The organism is Humibacter antri (genome assembly GCF_054777235.1).
Genome location: NZ_BAAHAW010000005.1, coordinates 91862 through 111094 on the forward strand (window position 1 = coordinate 91862; position 19233 = coordinate 111094).

The 19233-nt window shown below is 67.9% G+C and carries 15 protein-coding genes; 9 read left to right on the plus strand and 6 right to left on the minus strand.

The window, feature by feature from the left end:
• Window positions 1-383 precede the first annotated feature (383 nt).
• The 3 genes from ACYVDK_RS03270 to ACYVDK_RS03280 are packed head-to-tail and all read left to right on the plus strand — an operon-like array spanning window position 384 to window position 4047.
• The gene (locus ACYVDK_RS03270; RefSeq protein ID WP_460517890.1) at window positions 384-1823 is read left to right on the plus strand and encodes a dihydrolipoyl dehydrogenase family protein; all 1440 of its coding nucleotides are present in this window, start codon (window positions 384-386) and stop codon (window positions 1821-1823) included.
• On the plus strand, window positions 1820-2593 hold the full coding sequence (locus ACYVDK_RS03275) for a class I SAM-dependent methyltransferase (protein ID WP_460517893.1): 774 nt from the start codon (window positions 1820-1822) through the stop codon (window positions 2591-2593). The genes ACYVDK_RS03270 and ACYVDK_RS03275 overlap by 4 nt, the downstream gene beginning before the upstream one ends.
• Entirely contained in the window at window positions 2590-4047 is a 1458-nt protein-coding gene (locus ACYVDK_RS03280; protein ID WP_460517895.1) for a class I adenylate-forming enzyme family protein, read from the plus strand. Before ACYVDK_RS03275 ends, ACYVDK_RS03280 begins: the two co-directional genes overlap by 4 nt.
• Here the strand turns inward: ACYVDK_RS03280 and ACYVDK_RS03285 are convergent.
• Window positions 4035-5480, minus strand: coding sequence for an APC family permease (locus ACYVDK_RS03285; RefSeq protein WP_460517898.1), 1446 nt, complete (start codon window positions 5478-5480; stop codon window positions 4035-4037). The genes ACYVDK_RS03280 and ACYVDK_RS03285 overlap by 13 nt on opposite strands.
• Window positions 5481-5648: 168 nt before the next feature.
• Here ACYVDK_RS03285 and ACYVDK_RS03290 point away from each other — a divergent pair, with 168 nt between their 5' ends.
• Complete coding sequence (locus ACYVDK_RS03290; RefSeq protein ID WP_460517900.1) at window positions 5649-6446, plus strand: Crp/Fnr family transcriptional regulator; 798 nt, start codon at window positions 5649-5651, stop codon at window positions 6444-6446.
• Between the two features lie 170 nt (window positions 6447-6616).
• On the opposite strand, the gene ACYVDK_RS03295 is transcribed toward ACYVDK_RS03290, so the two are convergent.
• Complete coding sequence (locus ACYVDK_RS03295; protein ID WP_460517903.1) at window positions 6617-7369, minus strand: phosphatase PAP2 family protein; 753 nt, start codon at window positions 7367-7369, stop codon at window positions 6617-6619.
• Between the two features lie 53 nt (window positions 7370-7422).
• Window positions 7423-7920, minus strand: a complete 498-nt coding sequence (locus ACYVDK_RS03300; protein ID WP_460518136.1) for a DUF2127 domain-containing protein — start codon at window positions 7918-7920, stop codon at window positions 7423-7425.
• A gap of 259 nt (window positions 7921-8179) precedes the next feature.
• Here ACYVDK_RS03300 and ACYVDK_RS03305 point away from each other — a divergent pair, with 259 nt between their 5' ends.
• Genes ACYVDK_RS03305 through ACYVDK_RS03315 form a run of 3 tightly spaced genes read left to right on the plus strand, consistent with a single transcriptional unit; the run spans window position 8180 to window position 14184 of the window.
• The gene (locus ACYVDK_RS03305) at window positions 8180-8971 is read left to right on the plus strand and encodes a hypothetical protein (RefSeq protein ID WP_460517906.1); all 792 of its coding nucleotides are present in this window, start codon (window positions 8180-8182) and stop codon (window positions 8969-8971) included.
• Window positions 8972-10636, plus strand: coding sequence for a DNA polymerase Y family protein (locus tag ACYVDK_RS03310; RefSeq protein WP_460517909.1), 1665 nt, complete (start codon window positions 8972-8974; stop codon window positions 10634-10636).
• A 14-nt stretch (window positions 10637-10650) separates the two neighbouring features.
• The gene (locus ACYVDK_RS03315) at window positions 10651-14184 is read left to right on the plus strand and encodes an error-prone DNA polymerase (protein ID WP_460517912.1); all 3534 of its coding nucleotides are present in this window, start codon (window positions 10651-10653) and stop codon (window positions 14182-14184) included.
• Between the two features lie 31 nt (window positions 14185-14215).
• Here the strand turns inward: ACYVDK_RS03315 and ACYVDK_RS03320 are convergent, their stop codons facing one another.
• Together ACYVDK_RS03320 and ACYVDK_RS03325 are read right to left on the minus strand one after the other, a co-directional pair.
• Complete coding sequence (locus ACYVDK_RS03320; RefSeq protein ID WP_460517915.1) at window positions 14216-14572, minus strand: DUF7882 family protein; 357 nt, start codon at window positions 14570-14572, stop codon at window positions 14216-14218.
• Window positions 14573-14626: 54 nt separating this feature from the next.
• Entirely contained in the window at window positions 14627-15112 is a 486-nt protein-coding gene (locus ACYVDK_RS03325; RefSeq protein ID WP_460517918.1) for an Lrp/AsnC family transcriptional regulator, read from the minus strand.
• 103 nt (window positions 15113-15215) lie between these two features.
• Here ACYVDK_RS03325 and ACYVDK_RS03330 point away from each other — a divergent pair, with 103 nt between their 5' ends.
• On the plus strand, window positions 15216-16460 hold the full coding sequence (locus ACYVDK_RS03330) for a trans-sulfuration enzyme family protein (RefSeq protein ID WP_460517921.1): 1245 nt from the start codon (window positions 15216-15218) through the stop codon (window positions 16458-16460).
• On the opposite strand, the gene ACYVDK_RS03335 is transcribed toward ACYVDK_RS03330, so the two are convergent.
• The gene (locus ACYVDK_RS03335; RefSeq protein WP_460518138.1) at window positions 16434-18185 is read right to left on the minus strand and encodes a DEAD/DEAH box helicase; all 1752 of its coding nucleotides are present in this window, start codon (window positions 18183-18185) and stop codon (window positions 16434-16436) included. The genes ACYVDK_RS03330 and ACYVDK_RS03335 overlap by 27 nt on opposite strands.
• Window positions 18186-18422: 237 nt before the next feature.
• Between ACYVDK_RS03335 and ACYVDK_RS03340 the strand changes: the two genes are divergently transcribed.
• The gene (locus ACYVDK_RS03340) at window positions 18423-19226 is read left to right on the plus strand and encodes an SGNH/GDSL hydrolase family protein (protein ID WP_460517924.1); all 804 of its coding nucleotides are present in this window, start codon (window positions 18423-18425) and stop codon (window positions 19224-19226) included.
• The last annotated feature ends 7 nt before the right edge of the window (window positions 19227-19233 follow it).

The window sequence follows — 19233 nt, forward strand, 5'->3', positions numbered from 1 at the left end:
GCCGCCTCGTTGCGCGGAGGTGGTGCGCCCCCATCGCACGCTCGCCGCTTCCCCTGGACTTCGCCACGTCTTTGCGGGTTCCGAATACGTGATCTACTGCACAGACGCCCTGCTGGTCTTCGCCGTAGTCTTCCCGCATGCACGATCTGGACTCTGAGTTCACCGAGACACTCGTGCCCAGTCACACGTCGATGCGGTGCGCGCCGGATGCCGGCGGCCCTGGGGCGCTGAGTTCGAAGCGGGAGACGCCCGTGACACGCACGGCACGCCGTTGGCACCGGCAGCGGCCGTTGAAGGCAGGGATGCGGCGCCCAACCGGTTCAAGGACCGCACTACCGTCCGCGGTTGCAGCGGGATCCCTGATGTGAGGTTGGAGCGCATCCGTGAGTGAGATTCAAGGCCGGGAAGAATCGGGAACGGCCGAAGGCGTCGACCCCTGGGAGCTGGTCGTCATCGGGGCGGGCAGCGCCGGGCTGACGGCTGCCCGCACGGCGCGGATGCTCGGGGCCCGGGTGTTGCTGATCGAGCGGGCCCGGTGGGGCGGGGATTGTTTGTGGAGCGGGTGCGTGCCGTCGAAGACGTTGATCGCGCAGGCACGGGAACGCCGGATCGTGCGGATGTCAGGCAGCGAGGCGGGTGCGGAGTCCGTGTTCGCTGCGATCGATCGGGCGCGCCAGCGCATCGCTCCGACGGACTCCCCCGGCGCGCTCGAGGCGATCGGAGTGTGCGTTCTGCATGGGCAGGCCACGTTCACCGCACGCCAGTCTCTTGCCGTCGACGGTCGCCCGGTGCGATTCCGGCGTGCAATCGTCGCCACCGGGTCGCGGCCGTACCTGCCCGGCATACCGGGCCTGGATGAGGTTGCACCGTTGACCAGCGACAGCATCTGGGAGCTGACGGTTCTGCCAGAGCGGATGCTGGTGATCGGTGGCGGCGCGATCGGGTGCGAACTGTCGCAGGCACTGGCCGGGCTCGGCGTTCAGGTGACGATCGTGCAGCGCGGTTCCGACATCCTTCCGGCGGAGTCGTCCCTCGCCCGCTCCATAGTGCGGCGCGCCATGGAGTCCGACGGCATCCGGATCCATGCCGGCCGACTGCCCACGCGGTTCGAGGGCTGCCCGGGTGGCGGTGCGGTCATCCTGGACGACGGAGCCCGGCTGGAATTCGACCGGGTCCTGATCGCGACGGGCAGGAAGGCCACGGTGGACGACCTGGGCCTCGTCGATGCAGGCGTGGACGTGGATTCTCGCGGGTGGATCGTCAGCGACCTGAGTCTGCGCACGGCAAACCGGTCCGTGTGGGCCGCGGGAGATGTCACGTGGTTGCCGAAGCACACACACGTCGCCGGCGTCAGCGGCGCGATCGCCTGCAGGAATGCCGTGTTGGGCACTAGAAAGCCGATGAGGGCGTCCGGCGCTCCGCGGGTGTTGTTCACGTCGCCGGAGATCGCCTCCATCGGTGCGGTGGCCGGAGGAAGGGACCGCGCCGTGACCGTGCAGCACCGGCACCTGGATCGCGCAGTCGCTGAAGACGAAACAACCGGATTCACCCAACTGGTGATCGACCGCCGCGGGAGAATCGTCGGCGGAACCATCGTGGGGCCGCGAGCCGGTGAGAGCCTGGGCGAACTCGCGGTTGCGCTGAACCGGCGCATGACCGTATCAGAGCTGGCCGGAGTGACGCACGCGTACCCCACCTTCAACGACGGTCTGTGGAACGCGGCGATCGTCGAGTCGCAGCGGCGCATCCGCGCCGGCGCCACTGCCCGAGTCGTCGGTCTCCTCCGGCGGGTGAACCTGCGCCGCGGAGGCCGGCAACGATGAAGGAACAAGCAGCCGCCGAGGACTGGGACGTGTACCTGCGCACCTTTCACGGTCAGCGCCCCGGGATCACGGAGCGCATCCTCTGCCACAGTGTCGACCCATCCGGTTCGACGCCTTATGGCTGGCTGGCGGACCGCATACCGCCGGCCGGCCTGGTGGTGGACGTTGCGTGTGGCAGTGCGCCGCTTTGGAGCTCGCGGTTGAACGGCCGATACCTCGGAGTCGATGTCTCCGCCGCCGAACTGGAACTCGCGCGTCGGCGCGGAGCGGAACGGCTTGCGGTGGGGTCCGCAGACGCGCTACCTGTGGGCGACGGTGCCGTCGCTGCTGTGGTGTGCTCGATGGCTTTGATGGTGCTCCCCGACCTTCCCTCAACCCTGACCGAGGTCAGGCGGGTCCTCTCGCCGGACGGCGTGTTCGTGGCCATCTATCCGACCGCCCCGAGCCGGGCCGCTGACCTGCTCTTCGGCGCGGGCCTGACCAAAGCTGCCGGCGGCCGACTCGGGTATCGCAACGACGCCGCGTTGCGGCATCCCCATCAGCTCCTCGCCAGGTACGGACTCACGATCGTCGAAGACCACCGCATGACGTATCGCTTCGGTTTGACCGGAAGCGACCGGGCGGCGGAGGCCGCCGCCTCACTGTATTTGCGGGGACGGCAAGCGGAGCATGAAGACGATGTCCGGCTCTTCCTTCAGGCGGCGGCGCGGCAGGGCCGGACACTGCCCGTCCCGATCCGCGGCATCCTCGCCAAGGCGGTCGAGGAATGACCAGGACGCCGTCTGTCAGGGGCATCCCCGCAACGATCGTGGGGAGCCTCGTACGAGGCCTTGACCGCTTCAGCGACCGCCCCCTCGTGACATCGGACACTCGATCATGGAGTTATCGCGAGTTCGCGGAACGCGTCGAAGGTGTAGTCGACGATCTCAGACAGGCGGGGGTGCGCCCCGGTGACCGCGTGGTGTTGTGCGCGGGCAACACCCTCGAGTCCGCGCTCCTGATCTGGGCGTGCGCACGAGGCGGATTCGTCTTCGCGGGCCTTCCCACCCATGTCGGCCCCGCCGCCTGGGCGGCGCTCATCGGCAGCGCCGCTCCCGCTCTTGTACTCGCCGAAGAGGAGTTCCTGCCGCACCTGCCGGGGGCGATCTCACTCACCGCTGCACTGACCGGGCGGCGCCTGGCGTGGGACACGACGCTCCCGCACCCTGACCCGGCGGATGTGTACGCCCTTGTCTATACCTCCGGCACGACCGGGGTCCCGAAGGGCGTCCGGATCAGTCATCAGGCGACGATGCAGGTCGCCGCGAACTATCGCACATTGCTCGGATTGAACCGGCTGGACGTCACGCTGATCCACCTTCCGTTCTCGTACGTGTCAGGGCACATCTCGCAGCTGAACCCGATCATGCTGAGCGGAGGGACGGCGGTGATCATGAAGGAGTTCCGGGCCAGGACCCTCCTCACTCTCGCCCGCCGACGCCGGGCCACCGTCCTCGACCTGGTGCCGTGGATGTTCACGATGCTGCTACGTGAACCGCACTTCAGTCCGGCGGACCTGCCGGCCCTGCGCGCCGTGATCTTCGGCGGCGCCACGATGCCCGAACCCGTCCTGGCCGCAGTGATCGCACGTTTCCCGGAACTCGCCCTGTTCGACGTGTACGGGATGAGCGAGACGGCGGGGATGATCAGCGTCCGTGACGTGCGTGCGCATCCCGAACCGGGCGGAGCGCCCGCCCCCGGCATCCGGGTGCGCCTCTCCCCGGAGGGTGAACTCCTGGTTCGAGGGAAAGCGACCACCACCGGCTACTGGAACAACCCATCGGCGACTGCGGCGCTCTGGCGCGGCGGCTGGCTGCACACCAGCGATAGGGCCGTGATCGACCGCGACGGAGACATCCACGTGGTCGGACGTGTCGACGACTTGATCAACCGAGCCGGGGTGAAGGTTGCTCCCGAAGACGTCGAACACGTGCTGAGCCTCCACCCGGCGGTCGCTGAGTGCGCTGCTTACGGGATCCCCGACGGAGATGCCGGCGAAATCGTCACCGCCGCGGTCGTGCCCGTCGAGGGATGCTTCGTCAGCCCGGCCGAACTCATCATCTGGGCCCGGACCAGGCTTCCGGTGCATGCCCGGCCGCGCACCATTTCGGTCATTCGCGAGTTGCCCCGCAACCCGACCGGTAAGGTCGACCGGCACGCCCTGCGTAACCGTCACCTCTGCTGATCGCCGGCCGCCATCGGTCCCCTCTCCTTCGCGGACTCCTCTGTCGCGTCGAAGAGCTCTGTCGCGTCGAAGAGCGTCTGCGCGCTTGCCCTCCGCGGCTTCAGAACCACGACGAGCACGGCGCCGGCAACCAAGGAGATCCCCGCCGCCAACAGGTACCACCGTTCGACCCCGGCCGGGAAGGGCACCACGGTCGCGAAGATGACATACCCGATAAGCAGCGTGCCGACGACCAGGACGATGGCCGGGCCGATACGACGCTGCCGTACCGTATGCACCACCGCGGCGACCAACGTCAGCAGATAAGCCACGATGATGAGATCTGCACCGTACGTGGCCAGATCGCCGAATGCCTCCAACGGAGTACGGAAGAACAACGCGAACAACGGCACTATCGTGACGGCGGCAATGACTCCGATAGCGCGCGTGGGAGTGCGGAAACGCGGATGCGTCGTACCCAGGCTTCTCGGAACAAGGCCCGCCCGCGCCCCCGCGAACAGCAGCCGCGACGCCCCGTTGACTGCGGCGAGCTGAGCTCCGAACCCGCTGATGATCGAGGCGACGATCACCGCAGTCCCCATCCCGGGCCCGATGAACCGGTCGGCGATGATCGCCAACGGCACACCCTGGTTCTGAGACGCAGCCAGGGCGCCGGCACTCGGAAACGCCACCGTCATCACGTACGACATCAACGTGTAGATAAGGCCGGACACGATCAGCGCCGCCACCATGGCTGCCGGGATCACCCGACGCGGCGCCCTCGACTCCTCCCCGAGAGTCGCAGCGACCTCGAATCCGGCGAAGCCGGTGAACGCGAAGATCACCGCCGGTGCAAACGTCGAGATCGGTACGCCGGCCGGGTTGAACGGATGCCAACCCAGCTGCTGAATGCGATGCCCCTGCTGGACGAGTACGGCGACGGCGACAACGGCCATGAGCCCCAGGGCAACCGCCTCGAGCACGAAGATCAACACCGTAGAGATACGGATCGAATACCGCACCAGCGCTATCGTCACCACCCACAGGGCGATAGCCATCACGATCCAGAACGGTGTCCCCGTCATGCCCGGTGTCAGGAGTGTCACCAGCGCGTTGGCGTTCGATGCGAACACCGACGATGCGAACGCGGCGTACACCAGCAGGAGCAGCCACGCGGTGAACACCCCGTAACGTGCTCCCATCACCCGACCGGTGAACGAGTACACCGACCCGGCGGAGGCGAACTCCCGAGTGAACACGACGAACGCGAACGCGACGAACAACATGAGGACGATCGCGGTCCCGAACGAGGCCGGCCCGCTGACCCCGACCAACCCGGCCATCAATGCAGGCAAGAAGCTCACACCACCGGCCGGCGCCTGAATGCCGACCGATGATCCCACCGTCCCGGCGAAGGCAATGCTGTCCCGCCGTAGCGACCGGGGCGCATTCATGCTCATCACAGTGCCATGCTCCCGCCCAGCGCTCACACGCTTCTGTGATCCAGCACACTCACCACGCCGCGGTCGGGCGGGAGGACCCGTTCGACATGCCGACGGCGGTGATCGTCCTGTCGATCGGAGACGCATGATGATGGCGGCGAAGGGAAAACTGAGGTGCTCATGAAAGACGTTGACCCGCCATCGAACGGTCTCGGCCGGCCGGCACCCTGGTCTCCGGCAGGCCCTGAAACCGGACCGGCGGATTCGACATCCGCCGAAGCGCCGTCTGATCCGTTCTCATGTCTGCGCGAGGTCGACCTGTTCGCCGACCTGTCCGCAACGGAACTCGAGGCGATGGACAGGATGGCGCCGGCCACTCTGTTCCGGCGCGGGCAGCTCCTCTACAGCCAGGCACAGCCCGTACGCTCCCTGTTCATCCTCAAGACCGGGCGCGTTCGCATCTTCCGGGTCGCCGAGGACGGCAAGGCCCTCACGCTGGCGATCCTCGAACCCGGAGCCGTATTCGGCGAGATGGTCCTCGTCGGGCAGCGAATGTATGAGGGGTATGCCGAAGCCATCGACGACGCTCTGATCTGCCAGCTCAGCACCGCAGACGTGGAGCGCTTCCTGCTCGCCGATCCCCGCATCGCGGTCCGTGTCGCACAGATCCTCGGGCAGCGCGTCGCGGAGCTCGAAGACCGGCTCACCGACCTCGCCCTTCGCCCCCTGCAGTCCCGCATCGCCGCGACGCTGCTCAACCTGACACGCCAACCGTCGATCGGCACCGGCCCCTTCGGACGCGCCCCTCAGGTTCGTCTCACTCACGAGCAACTCGCCAGTGTGATCGGCGCAACCCGTGAAGCAACCAGCCGAGTGCTCAGCGACTTCGCCGAACGTGGACTGATCCGGCAGGGCCGTGGCCGCATCATCATGGCCGACCCCGTCGCACTGCGACGGATCTGCCGAGACTCCGTCTGACCGAGGCGACACTCAGCCGTCGCGAAGCTTGATCTCGCCCACCATCATCTTCGCCGTCATCTCGATGGTCGACTCGTCGTTGTCGACACGATGCCGACAGGAACGGGGTCCTGCACTCGAAGCCCCGTGTTGCCGCGCAATGGATCAAGGATCACATCGCATTCCGGGTCCTAACCCACCCGATTGCGACGCCGGGCGGATTCGGGGTCGGCAGGGTCGCGGAGTGCGGGGACCAAGGGCATCAGCCAGTCGACCCATATCACCCGTACCGCTGGAGCCACGGCCAGCGACCAGAGTATCGAAGCAAGCACATCGGTCGGATAGTGCACGGCGTCTATCGACAACGACAGGGCGACGATGGGGACCACGACGGCACCGACGATGACGGCGAGCGGCAACCATCGGGTGCCCCGGAGCACGAAGATCACGGCAATCGCCAATGCGGTGATGAACACCGTGTGTCCGCTCGGGTAAGAAGGGTCGAGCTGGACCGGGGAGAACGGGTTGGCCATGAAGTGTACGTCCGGTCGTGGCCGGTGCACCAGGAGCTTCACGGCGTCGGACGGGATCCACGTCGCGGCGACCACCCCTGCGAACGCGACCGCAACACGCAGCTGCCTGCTCACCGCCCAGATGATCCCCGTCACCACGACGGTGATGAGGACCGCCGGCACCGGTTCGAACACCGCATAGACGAGATCCGTCACCCGAGCCGCCGAACCCGAGTGCAGAGCGTTCAGCGCTTGGGACAGCGGTAGATCGACGGGATGAGAGCGCAGCACGAGTCCGACGCCGGTGAGAATGACGATCATCGCCGCTGCGATGACCACGACGATCACGGGGTGGCGCGACGGACGCAGGATTCCGTTCACCTGTTTGCGGGCCCGAGCACGGTGGAACGTCACAGGCGAAGAAGTCGACATGGCCGAATCCTGGCCATCGCATCCCAAGAAACGCGGAAGATGTCGAAACCGAATCAACTCTCGGTGTCGCGGCGTCGGTGCAGCCATGGCATCCGGACCCGGATCACGTCGTGCAATGTCCGGCCGTGCCGCCACTCGCGCGCCGTCAACCAGATGATGAAGAGGTCGAGGGCGGACAAGAAGAGAACACCGACGGAGAGCTTGGCGATCAGGTCGACGATCTGAATGATCAGCAGCACGGCCAGAGCACCGATCGCCCACGGGTAGACCCGCCGTGACCCCAGCAGCAGCGCGACCACGATCGCGACCTTCACCGCACCGTGGATCACCAGGTAGATGCCGCCGAGCAGCAAAGCACCTGCACCCAATCTCCCTGCCTCGCGAAGAACCAGGTTCGCGATCAAGTCGTGCGGATCCTCCGTCAGTTCACCTGAGGTGAGGGCATGGGCCAGCGCGACCAGCTGCACCTTGGTGATGAACAGTGCCGGGATGCCCGCCGCCAGCTCCACCAGGCCGTCGAGCGCCTTCAACAGCACCCCGATCAGGAACACCCAGTCCAAGACCAGCTCCCGATGAGCGCTCGATCGCAACCACCGCACAACGCGACCATTGCAGTGCGCCGCTGAGAAGGCTCCACGAATCGGTAGGAGATAACGGCACACCACGAATCCCGCCACGGTCGAGCCCGGCGGAAGGAGACCGAGTGCGGCCTACCGTGTGCCGCCGACATATCGTATCGTCGAAGAAGAAGTCGCCAGCGACACGCTGTAGACGTTTGACAGTATCGAAGATCTATTCGAGACTGGAGGTGTGACCCTTCTCGTTCCCGATCTTCCGGCGGAGTACGCACCACCGCCGGTGAGGTCGGTGCGTCCGGTCATCGATGAGGGCAGCGATGCCGCCGTCGAACGGGCGAGAACAGACCTGGAACGCCTGCTCAGCCTCCGCTCCAGGATGGGTGAGCTGGAAAGCACGCGCGTAGACGACGGGGTGCTTCGCACAGATCCCGCACTGGCTCCGCTGCTCCCAGGCGGCGGCCTGCAGCCCGGCGGTGTCTACTCCGTTCAGGGCACCACCTCCCTGGTCATGGCCTTGCTGGCCGGTCCGAGTGCGGAGGGCGCCTGGAGCGCCGTGGTGGGGATGCCCGGGTTCGGTGCTGAGGCTGCAGCACGACTGGGCGTCGACCTCGACCGGCTCGTATTGGTGCCGCATCCCGGCGACCGCTGGCTCAGTGTGACCGCCGCACTCGCCGACGCGGTGAGCGTCATCGTCGCCGTACCGGGCGCGCGGGTGGGCGAGGCTGAGGCGGCCAGACTGGCTGCCAGACTGCGGCAACGTCGCGCAGTGCTCCTCGTGTGCGGCGCATGGCCGCGGGTGGATGCGCTGGTGGGTGTGGCATCCACGCGATGGGCCGGCATCGGCGAGGGCCACGGCTACCTGGCGGAGCGCGAACTCACGGTCGCAGTGAAGAGCAGATCGTGGGGACGGGAACGCAGGGCGAACCTGCTTCTGACGCCGGATGGCCGACTGCACGAGACGACACCTTCGCGGCAGGCCATCCCTTCGAGTGAAGGCCTCCGCGCGCTGAAGGCGGTGGTCTGAGTGACAGCGGTGAGCGGTGGTGAGCACGCGAGCCGGAGCAGTGCGGACACGAGCCGGAACGGTGAGCACACGAGCCGGCGCAGCATCGTGCTGTGGTGTCCCGACTGGCCGGTGCGCGCGGCGGTGGCGGCGGGGCTGGCGGAGCACGAGCATCCCATCGCGCTCATCGACAAGGGAATGGTGTTCGCCGCCTCGGCCCCTGCACGCCGCGAGGGGGTCCGGCGCGGACTGCGCGTGCGAGAGGCGCAGGCACGCTGCTCGACACTGACCGTGCTGCGCTACGACCAGTCCATCGACCAGCGGGAGTTCGACCCGCTGCTCGCGGCGATCGAACAGGCGGTTCCCGGGGTACAACCCATTCGGCCGGGACTGTGCGCTCTTCGGGCGCGGGGCCCCGCGCGCTACTACGGGAGCGAGAATGCTGCGGCTGTCGAACTGTTGCGCGTTGCTGCGGAGCACGGCTCGCCGGATGCCTGCGTGGGCATCGCCGACGGTCCGTTCGCCGCCGAGCAGGCCGCGAGGGCGTGTCTTTCCACCCTGTGGGCGCGGCCGGGGGACGCGAGTCAGGGAGCGGCCGTCGGAACGGGTCGCACGCTGATCGTAGAGCCGGGGCGGTCGGCGGAGTTCCTCGCCCCGCTGCCGATCGACGTGCTCGGCGACGCCGACTACGTCACGCTGCTGCACCGGCTGGGCATGGACACGCTGGGGTCTGTGGCGAAGCTGGATCCGCTCGAGCTGGAGGACCGATTCGGGGAGCTCGGCGTACGCACCCACGCGCTGGCGAGCGGCTCGGAACGCGCCACGGTCGTGCCACGCGCCCCGCAGGCGGTGCTGGAACGTCAGGCGGAGTTCGAGCCAGGACTGGAACGGGTGGACGAACTCACATTCGCCTTCCGCCGCACAGCCGACGACTTCGTGGCATCCCTGACTGCTGCCAAGCTCGTCGCCACGGCGATCACCGTCGTCGTGCTCGCCGAATCGGGTGCGGTCAGCGAGCGCACGTGGCTGCACCCGAGATGGTTCACGGCATCCGACGTCGTCGACCGGGTGCGGTGGCAGCTCCAGGGCGCCGGAACGGACAGCGGCCTGGACTCCCTCGTCGTGCGGGTGACGGTGTCGCCCGAATCGGTCGACGCGATCGGCAACCACGAAGACGGCCTGTTCGGCACCGGACCTGACGAGCGCGTGCACCACGCGCTCTCCCGGGTGCAGAGCATGCTCGGTCATGACGCGGTCGGCACTGCGGCGATCGGCGGTGGACGCCTGCTCGCCGACCGCTCCATGCTGGTGCCCTGGGGCGACCGGGTTCCTGATGCCGTGACTGCCGCCGCCGCGAAACCGTGGCCGGGCGCTCTTCCTCCGCCGCTGCCCGCTACCGTCTACTCACCGCCTGTGCGGTGCACGGTGACGGCGGCATCCGGGGAGCCGGTCGACGTGGACGAGGCCGGTGGGCTCACCGCATACCCCGTGCGATTCTCTCCGGCACCGGGCGGGGATCCATCGCAGGTGACGGCATGGACGGGGCCGTGGCCGGTCGAGGAACGCTGGTGGGACCCGGATGCCGCCCGCAGCGTTCACCGCCTGCAGCTCGTCGACGAGGCCGGCGACGCCTGGCTCGTGCTGCTCGAGCGGGGCGAATGGATGCTGGAGGCCCGCTATGACTGATATGGCACGCTGATATGGGCTGGAAGAACCCCGCCATCCGGTGGTCCGAGCTGGAGCGCACGCTGTCGGGACGACGCCCTCCCGAAGGCAGCCCGGCCGCACTGGACTCCCCCGCCCGCAGCGTGAAGCGCATGGCCTACCACGGCGAGCCCATCGTTCCGGTCGCGGGTCCGTATGTGCCGTACGCGGAACTGCACGCACACTCCAACTTCAGCTTCCTCGACGGGGCGAGCGACCCGGAACGGTTGATCGAGGAGGCCGCGCGGCTGAGACTGACCGGGCTGGCGCTCACGGACCACGACGGCCTGTACGGTGTGGTGCGCCTGGCGGAAGCGGCCGAGACGCACTCCAGTGTGAAGACGGTGTTCGGGGCCGAGCTGTCGCTCGGTCTGCGCGCGCCACAGAATGGCGAGGCAGACCCGCAGGGATCCCATCTGCTCGTGCTCGCCCGCGGTGAGGAGGGATACCACCGGCTGGCCGGCGCGATCACGGATGCCCAGCTGCATCCGGACGCCGAGAAAGGCCGCCCCGTCTACGACCTGCACCGGCTCGCCGAACAGGCGGAAGGGCACTGGACGGTGCTCACCGGATGCCGCAAGGGCGCCGTGCGGCAGGCGCTGGCAGGCAGCGGCACGGCAGGCAGCGGGCCCGGTAGCGGTAGCAGCGGCTCCGAGCCCGACATCGACGCCGCATCCCGCGCCCTGGACGAGATCGTCGAGCTGTTCGGCACGGAGCACGTGGCCGTCGAGCTTTTCGACACCGGTTCCCCACTGGACACCGTGCACAACGACGCACTCTACGCACTGGCGCGACGTAAGGGCCTGGCATCCGTCGCGACCGGTCTCGTGCACTACGCCACGAAGGCCGAACGTCCGCTCGCCACGGCGATGGCGGCCGTGCGCGCCAGGCGCAGCCTGGACGACCTCGATGGCTGGCTGCCCGCTGCCGCCACTTCGCAGATGCGCTCGGGCGCGGAGATGGACAGGCGGTTCGCACGCTACCCCGGCGTGATCGAGCAGAGCGTCGTCATCGCCGAAAGCCACGAGTTCGCACTGAGCTCCGCGAAGCCGCGGTTGCCGAAGCAGGAGGTCCCCGAGGGGCACACGCCGATGAGCCACCTGCGCGAGCTCGTCGCGCGAGGCGTGGCCGAGAAGTACCCGCCGGACTACCCGCACGCCGGCACCGATGTGGTCGTCGCACGCATGGAGCAGGAACTGAAGGTGATCGAGGAGAAGGACTTTCCCGGCTACTTCCTCATCGTGCATGACATCGTGCGATTCGCCCGCAGCAAGGGCATCCTGTGCCAGGGGCGCGGCTCCGCCGCCAACTCCGCAGTCTGTTTCGCGCTGGGCATCACGGCCGTCGACTCCATCCAGTACAAGTTGCCGTTCGAGCGCTTCCTCTCCAGCCTGCGGCCGGAGGAGCCCGACATCGACGTGGACTTCGACGCCAGGCGACGCGAGGAGGTCATCCAGTACGTGTTCGAGAAGTACGGCAGACGCAACGCAGCACAGGTCGCCAACGTGGTCAGCTATCGGCCGAAGAATGCGGTGCGCGACATGGCCAAAGCGCTCGGGCACTCGACGGGGCAGCAGGATGCCTGGTCCAAGCAGGTGGAACGCTACGGTGCGCTGGAGAACGGCGATCACGACATCCCGGATTCCGTCGTCGCGCTCTCGGGACAGCTGCTGCGCGCCCCGCGGCATCTGGGCATCCATTCCGGCGGAATGGTGCTCACCGACCGCCCGATCGGCGAGGTGTGCGCGATCGAGCACGCCCGCATGGAGAACCGCACGGTGCTGCAGTGGGACAAGAACGACTGCGAGTGGATGGGCCTGGTCAAGTTCGACCTGCTCGGCCTCGGCATGCTCGCCGCCGTGCAGTACATGTTCGACATGGTCGGGGCGCACCTCGGCGAGAGGTGGACGCTGGCCACACTGCCCAAGGAGGAGCCGGCGGTCTACGACATGCTGTGCCGTGCGGATGCTATCGGCGTGTTCCAGGTGGAGAGCCGCGCCCAGCTCGGCACACTGCCGCGTCTTCTTCCCCGCGAGTTCTACGACCTCGTGATCGAGGTGGCGCTGATCCGGCCGGGGCCGATCCAGGGTGGTGCGGTGCACCCGTACATCCGCAGGCGCGCCGGCAAGGAGACGGTGACGTATGCGCACGACGACCTGATACCGGTGCTGGAACGCACGAAGGGCATCCCGCTGTTCCAGGAGCAGGTGATGCAGATGGCGATGGCGGTCGGAGACTGCACGGGCGAGGACGCCGACCTGCTGCGTCGGGCGATGGGGTCGAAGCGTGGAATCGAGAAGATCGGCACGCTGCGCGACAAGGTGTTCGCAGGCATGGCGAGGAGAGGCCTCGACGACACGGCCGCGCAGGGCATCTGGTCGCAGATCGAGGCATTCGCCGACTTCGGGTTCGCCGAGAGCCACGCGCTGAGCTTCGCGCTCATCGTCTACGCCAGCTCCTGGCTCAAGCTGCACTACCCCGCGGCGTTCCTCGCCTCGCTCATCAAGGCGCAGCCGATGGGGTTCTACTCGCCTCAGACACTGACCCAGGACGCCGTGCGGCACGGCGTCGTCGTGCGGCACGTGGACATCCTGCGCTCGGGAGCGCACCCCGACCTGGAACCCGTCGCCCTGGAACCTGGCGATGTGGCGCCTGGCGACGTGGCGCCTATCGACAGAGGGTCGGGCGGTGCGGTGTTCGGGGTCGGTGATCGCCCGGCGCCGACGGGGATGGCCGGATGCCTCGAGACGAAGCAGCCGCCGGTGCCGATTCAGTTCCACCGCGATGCTCCGGATGTCTCGGTCTCCCATCGCAGAGACGCAGCGTTCGCCGTGCGCCTCGGCCTGGCCGGTGTGAACAGCATCGGTGAGAAGCATGCCAAGCGCATCGTCGAGGAACGCGAGACCGGTGGGCCGTTCACGAGCATGCACGACCTTGCCGGGCGGGTCGGACTGACGCCACCGCAACTGGAGGCGCTGTCGGCGGCCGGCGCGTTCTCCTCGCTCGGCCTCACCCGCAGACAGGCGCTGTGGGCGGCGGGGCCGGCATCCAGAGAGCGCAGGGACTATCTGCCCGCCACAGCGGTGTTCGTACAGCCGCCGCTGCTCGAACTGCTGACGCCATCGGAGCAGACCGTGTACGACCTGTGGTCGACCGGAATCTCACCGGGCGACCACCCGATGCGGCACGTGCGGCAGGGTCTGGCGGCCAGGGGCATCCGGTCGATCGGCGAGCTGCAGGAGGTGGGGACGGGAACGCGCGTCGAGGTGGCTGGAGTGGTCACGCACAGGCAGCGCCCGGCGACGGCGAGCGGCATCACCTTTCTCAACATCGAAGACGAGTCGGGTCTGCTCAACGTGATCTGCAGTGTCGGTGTGTGGGGTCGCTACCGAAGGACCGCGCGCGAGGCTGCGGCGATGGTGGTGCGGGGCATCCTGGAGCGAAGCGAGGAGGGCATCGTGAACGTCGTGGCCGATCGCTTCGAAACCCTGCAGCTGAAAGCCCGGACCACCTCCCGCAACTTCCAGTAGCACGAGAGACGTCGCGGGAACCGGTCGGTGATCAGCCCGGTTTGACGCTGTTGTCCTTCGAGTTGCCCGGCGCGCCTGCGCTGTTCTGGCCGGGCGGTTCGTTCATGAGGTGCAGACCCTGCGTGCTGTTGGCCGACAGGGTGAGCAGCTCGATCCAGTCCCGGTTGATCGACGGAGCTTTGCTGCCCGAGTAGCGGAAATACAACGGAACGGCAGGATCGATCCACACCGAACTGCGACCGTCGCCCACTGAGATGTCGTCACGCCAGGTGAAGAAGAAGCCCTCCCGGCGACGCAGCTTCGCCCCGATCACCACCTGGAGATGGGCGAGAACGCGGTCTTCGAACTTCACCTCGATGTCGGATCCGCCGTACAGAAGAGCGCCCACCACAACCTCCAGGGATCACGACCTCGAGCGGCAAGCCTACCGTTGCATCCCCTGTCATCCGCGGAGCAGGTCCTGCCAGCCGTCCGCCGTGGCGTTCTCGAAGATGAGACTCGTCTGCGTGTGCGAGACGGCCGGGTCGCCGGTGAGGTATTCGAGCACGAAGTCGCGCAACTCGCCCGAGTCCCGGGCTGCGACGTGCAGGAGATAATCGTCTCCCCCTGCTGTGTGGAACAGCCGTAGCACGCCGGGCCAGTGTGGTGCCGCCGCACGGAAGGCGTCGATCTGCGCCCGCGAGTGCTTGGCGAGACGCACGGCGATGAGCGCCTGGAGCGGGATGCCGGCCGCGGCAAGGTCGACGTCGAGCCGGTATCCGATAATCACCCCCCTGCGCTGCAGGCTTTTCAGGCGCAGCGACACAGTCGACTCGGCGACACCGAGTTCGGCCGCCAGCGCAGAGCCGGTGATGCGCGAATTGCGGGACAGCGCCAGCACGAGTCGGCGGTCGAGGAAATCCAGTTCGGGAGTCTTCGAATCGGGCACGCTGCATCCTCATTTCTGCAAGAAACTGCGACACACAAGAATTCTCTCGAAGGATATCCGACCTGACTACGCCTAGACGAGGGATTTCGCCGATCATGGAGACATGGCAACGTCGTCCGATCCCCTCTGCCCGCACCTGGAGACCAGGGCGGTTCACGCCGGCATGGAAGGTCTCACCGAGTCCGGGGCTCACGTTCCGCCGATCGACCTCTCGACAACGAATCCGCTGCCGAGCGTCGAGGCCGGCGGGGACTCGTATGAGAACCTCGCCACCGGGGGCGAACTGCTCCCCGGCGACTCCGCGGTGTACCAGCGACTGTGGCAGCCGGGTGTCGCTCGGTTCGAGCGCGCGCTGGCCGACCTGGAAGGAACGGAGGAGTCCGTCGCCTTCGCCAGCGGAATGGCCGCGCTCACCGCATGCCTGATGGCCGCCGTGGCGGCGGGAACACCGCACATCGTCGGTGTTCGCCCGCTCTATGGTGGAACGGACCACGTGCTGGCGACCGGACTCGTGGGCACGAGTGTGACCTGGGCGAGCCCGGACGGCATCGCCGCCGCACTCCGCCCCGACACCGGACTCGTCGTGCTGGAGACACCGGCGAACCCCACCCTGGAACTGGTCGACATCGCGGATGCCGTGCGCCAGGCGGGCGCGGTCCCCGTGCTCGTCGACAACACGTTCGCCTCCCCTGTTCTGCAGCGACCCGCCGAGCACGGTGCACGTCTCGTCCTGCACAGCGCCACGAAGTATCTCGGCGGACACGGCGACGTCATGGGCGGCGTGGTGGCGACGGATGACGAGTGGGCGCGCCGCCTGCGCGGCCTGCGTGCACTGACCGGGGGCCTCCTGCATCCGTTCGCGGCCTACCTGCTGCACCGCGGTCTGCGCACGCTGCCGATCAGGGTGCGCGCCCAGCAGGAGACCGCGGTCGAGCTCGCTCGACGTTTGCAGGAGCATCCGGCCGTGCACCGCGTTCTGTACCCGGGACTGCCCGGGCAGGATCCGCTCGGACTCATCGGTCGCCAGCTGGAGGGCCCAGGCTCGCTGATCTCGATCGACCTCGGCGACTATGACAGTGCGGTGCGGTTCACGCAGGGATGCTCTCTGGTGACCCACGCCGTGTCGCTCGGCGGCGTGGACTCGCTGGTGCAGCATCCGGCATCGCTCACCCACCGCCCGGTGGAGGCGGAGGCCAAACCGCACGCCGGCGTGGTGCGCATCTCGATCGGCCTGGAGCACGTCGACGACCTCGCGGAAGACCTGATGCGTGCGCTCGACGCCGTAGGCGCCGAGCGATCGTCGGCCGGCCGGGCAGGTGCGTCAGTGATGACCCAGTCGTTTGCGTAGCAGGTCGATGCGCTCCTGTAGCTGGGTGACGCTCGCCTGTGCGACGGCGGGCCCGCCGCACAGGCGCCGGAGTTCGGCGTGCACGAGCCCGTGCGGTTCGCCGCTGTTCTTCGCGTACAGCCCGACCAGGCTGTTCAGCAGGCTCCGCTGCTCCTTCAGCGTGCGGTACACCGGCGGCGCCTTCGGCGAATCGGCGGATGGCGGCCGGTTCGCCGCGCGTTTGGCCTGCCGCGCCTGACGCGAGCGCAGCAGGTCGTGCACCTGCTCCGGCTCGAGCAGCCCCGGAATGCCGATGAAGTCCCACTCCTCGTCGCTGCCGGGCTCCGCGTAGCCGCCGAACTCGGTGCCGTCGTACAGCACCCTGTCGAAGGCTGCATGCGAGTCCAGGGCTTCGAACGCGAACTCCTGCTGCAGTGACTCGGACGCCTTGTCCTCGCGCTCGGCGGCCGCCATCAGCGCGTCTTCCGGATTCCACAGGTCGCCATCGCCATCGGTCGCCACTCGATCGAGCGCGTGGTCGCGCTCCAGTTCGAGTGCATGCGCGAGGGCCACGAGGATCGGCACGTCGGGCAGGAACACGGTGGCGGTCTCGCCGCGCCGCCTGGCACGCACGAAACGGCCGATCGCCTGGGCGAAGAACAGTGGGGTCGCAGCGCTCGTGGCGTACACGCCGACCGCGAGTCGCGGCACGTCGACGCCTTCGGAGACCATCCGCACCGCGACCATCCAGCGCGAGGTGCCCTGTGCGAACTCCTCGATGCGGTCGCTGGACTCCTTCTCGTCGGAGAGCACGACCGTGACCTTCTCGCCGCAGATGCTCTCCAGAATGACCGCGTAGGCGCGCGCAGCGACCTGGTCGGTGGCGATGACCAGGCCACCGGCATCCGGAACCTGTTGACGCACCTCGCTCAGCCGGCGGTCGGCCGCATGCAGCACCTGCGGTATCCATTCGCCCTTCGGGTCGAGCGCGGTGCGCCAGGCCTGCGCGGTGATGTCTTTCGTGTTGCCTTCGCCGAGCCGGGCCTCCATCTGATCGCCGGTCTTGGTGCGCCAGCGCATGTGGCCGGCGTAGACCATGAACAGCACGGGGCGCACGACACCGTCGGAGAGGGCGCGGCCGTAGCCGTAGTTGTAATCGGTGCGGGAGGTTCGGATGCCCTCCCGGTTCTGCAGGTAGGTCACGAACGGGATCGGCGAGGTGTCGCTGCGAAACGGCGTTCCGGTCAGCGAGAGCCGGCGTTCCGCGCGTTCGAACGACTCGCGGATGGCGTCGCCCCAGCTGAGTGCATCCCCGCCGTGGTGCACCTCGTCGAGGATGACGAGGGTTCGGCGATCCAGCGTGATGTCGCGGTGCAGCGCGGCGTTCACCGCCACCTGCGCATAGGTGACGGCGATTCCGCGGTAGTGCGACCCGTACCTTCCGTGAGCGTTCCTGAAGTTCGGGTCGATCGGGATGCCCACCCGCGCGGCCGCCTCCGCCCATTGCCGTTTCAGGTGCTCGGTGGGCGCCACGATGGTGACGCGCTCGACGGTACGCCGTTTCAGCAGCTCGACGGCGAGGCGCAGCGCGAACGTGGTCTTGCCGGCGCCCGGCGTCGCGGCGGCGAGGAAGTCGCGCGGCTCGTATCGGAAGTACGCTTCGAGCGCCTCGGCCTGCCAAGCGCGCAACTTGCTCGCGGTGCCCCAGGGCGCACGCGCCGGGAACGACGGCGAGAGGTGCTCGATCGCCCAGGTGCCGACCTCGCGCCCGCCGGTCTCGTCTCTTCCGGTCGTGTCTCTGCCGGTCGTGTCGGCGCCGGCTTCGTGCTCTGTGCGCTCGGCGCCCGTTGGGTACGCCGAATCAGGATCCTCGGTCGAGGCAGGGGCGGGGATCGGGGAACTCACTTCGGTCCACGGTACCGAATGCCGCCGACAACGTCGGGGCTCGGTCCGGAGCTCCGCGTGCAGACCAGAATGGAACGCATGACGGAGCCGCTCCATCGTTTCCACCGGTACGTCGCACTGGGCGACTCGTTCACGGAGGGGATCGGCGACCCCGACCCCCATGCGCCGGACGGGCACCGCGGGTGGGCCGACCGCGTCGCCGAGGTGCTCGCCCGTGGCACAGACGACTTCGCCTACGCGAACCTCGCGGTGCGCGGCAAACTCATCCGTCAGATCTCCGCCGACCAGGTGGACGCGGGCGTGGCGCTCGAGCCGGACCTCATCACAATCGCAGCCGGTGGCAACGACGTCATCCGGCCGGGCACCGATCCGGACGAGATCGGCGAACTGTTCGACGAGATCATCACGCGGCTTTCCGTGACCGGCGCCACGATCGTCGTGTTCACCGGGGTGGACGTCGGCTTCTCACCCGTGTTCAAGGCCATCAGAGGCAAGGTCGCGATCTACAACGAGAACGTCAGGGTGGTCGCCCAACGGCACGGATGCCTCGTGGCAGACCAATGGGCGCTGAAAGACGTGCAGGACCAGCGACTCTGGGCCCCCGACCGTCTGCACATGAACCCGCTCGGGCACCACACCGTCGCACGCATGGTGCTCGACACCCTCGGGGTGCGCCACGACCTGCGGCCGATGGAACCGGCGCCGCTTCCTGCGCGCAGCTGGCGACGGGCTCGTGCGGAAGACCTCTCGTGGGCGAAGGAGTATTTCGTGCCATGGATCATCCGTCGCCTCAAGCACGTCTCGAGCGGCGACAACGTGCTGCCGAAGCGGCCCGACCCTGCTCCGGTCACCATTCCGGGCGACGAAGAGGCCGTGATGTAGCCTGTCA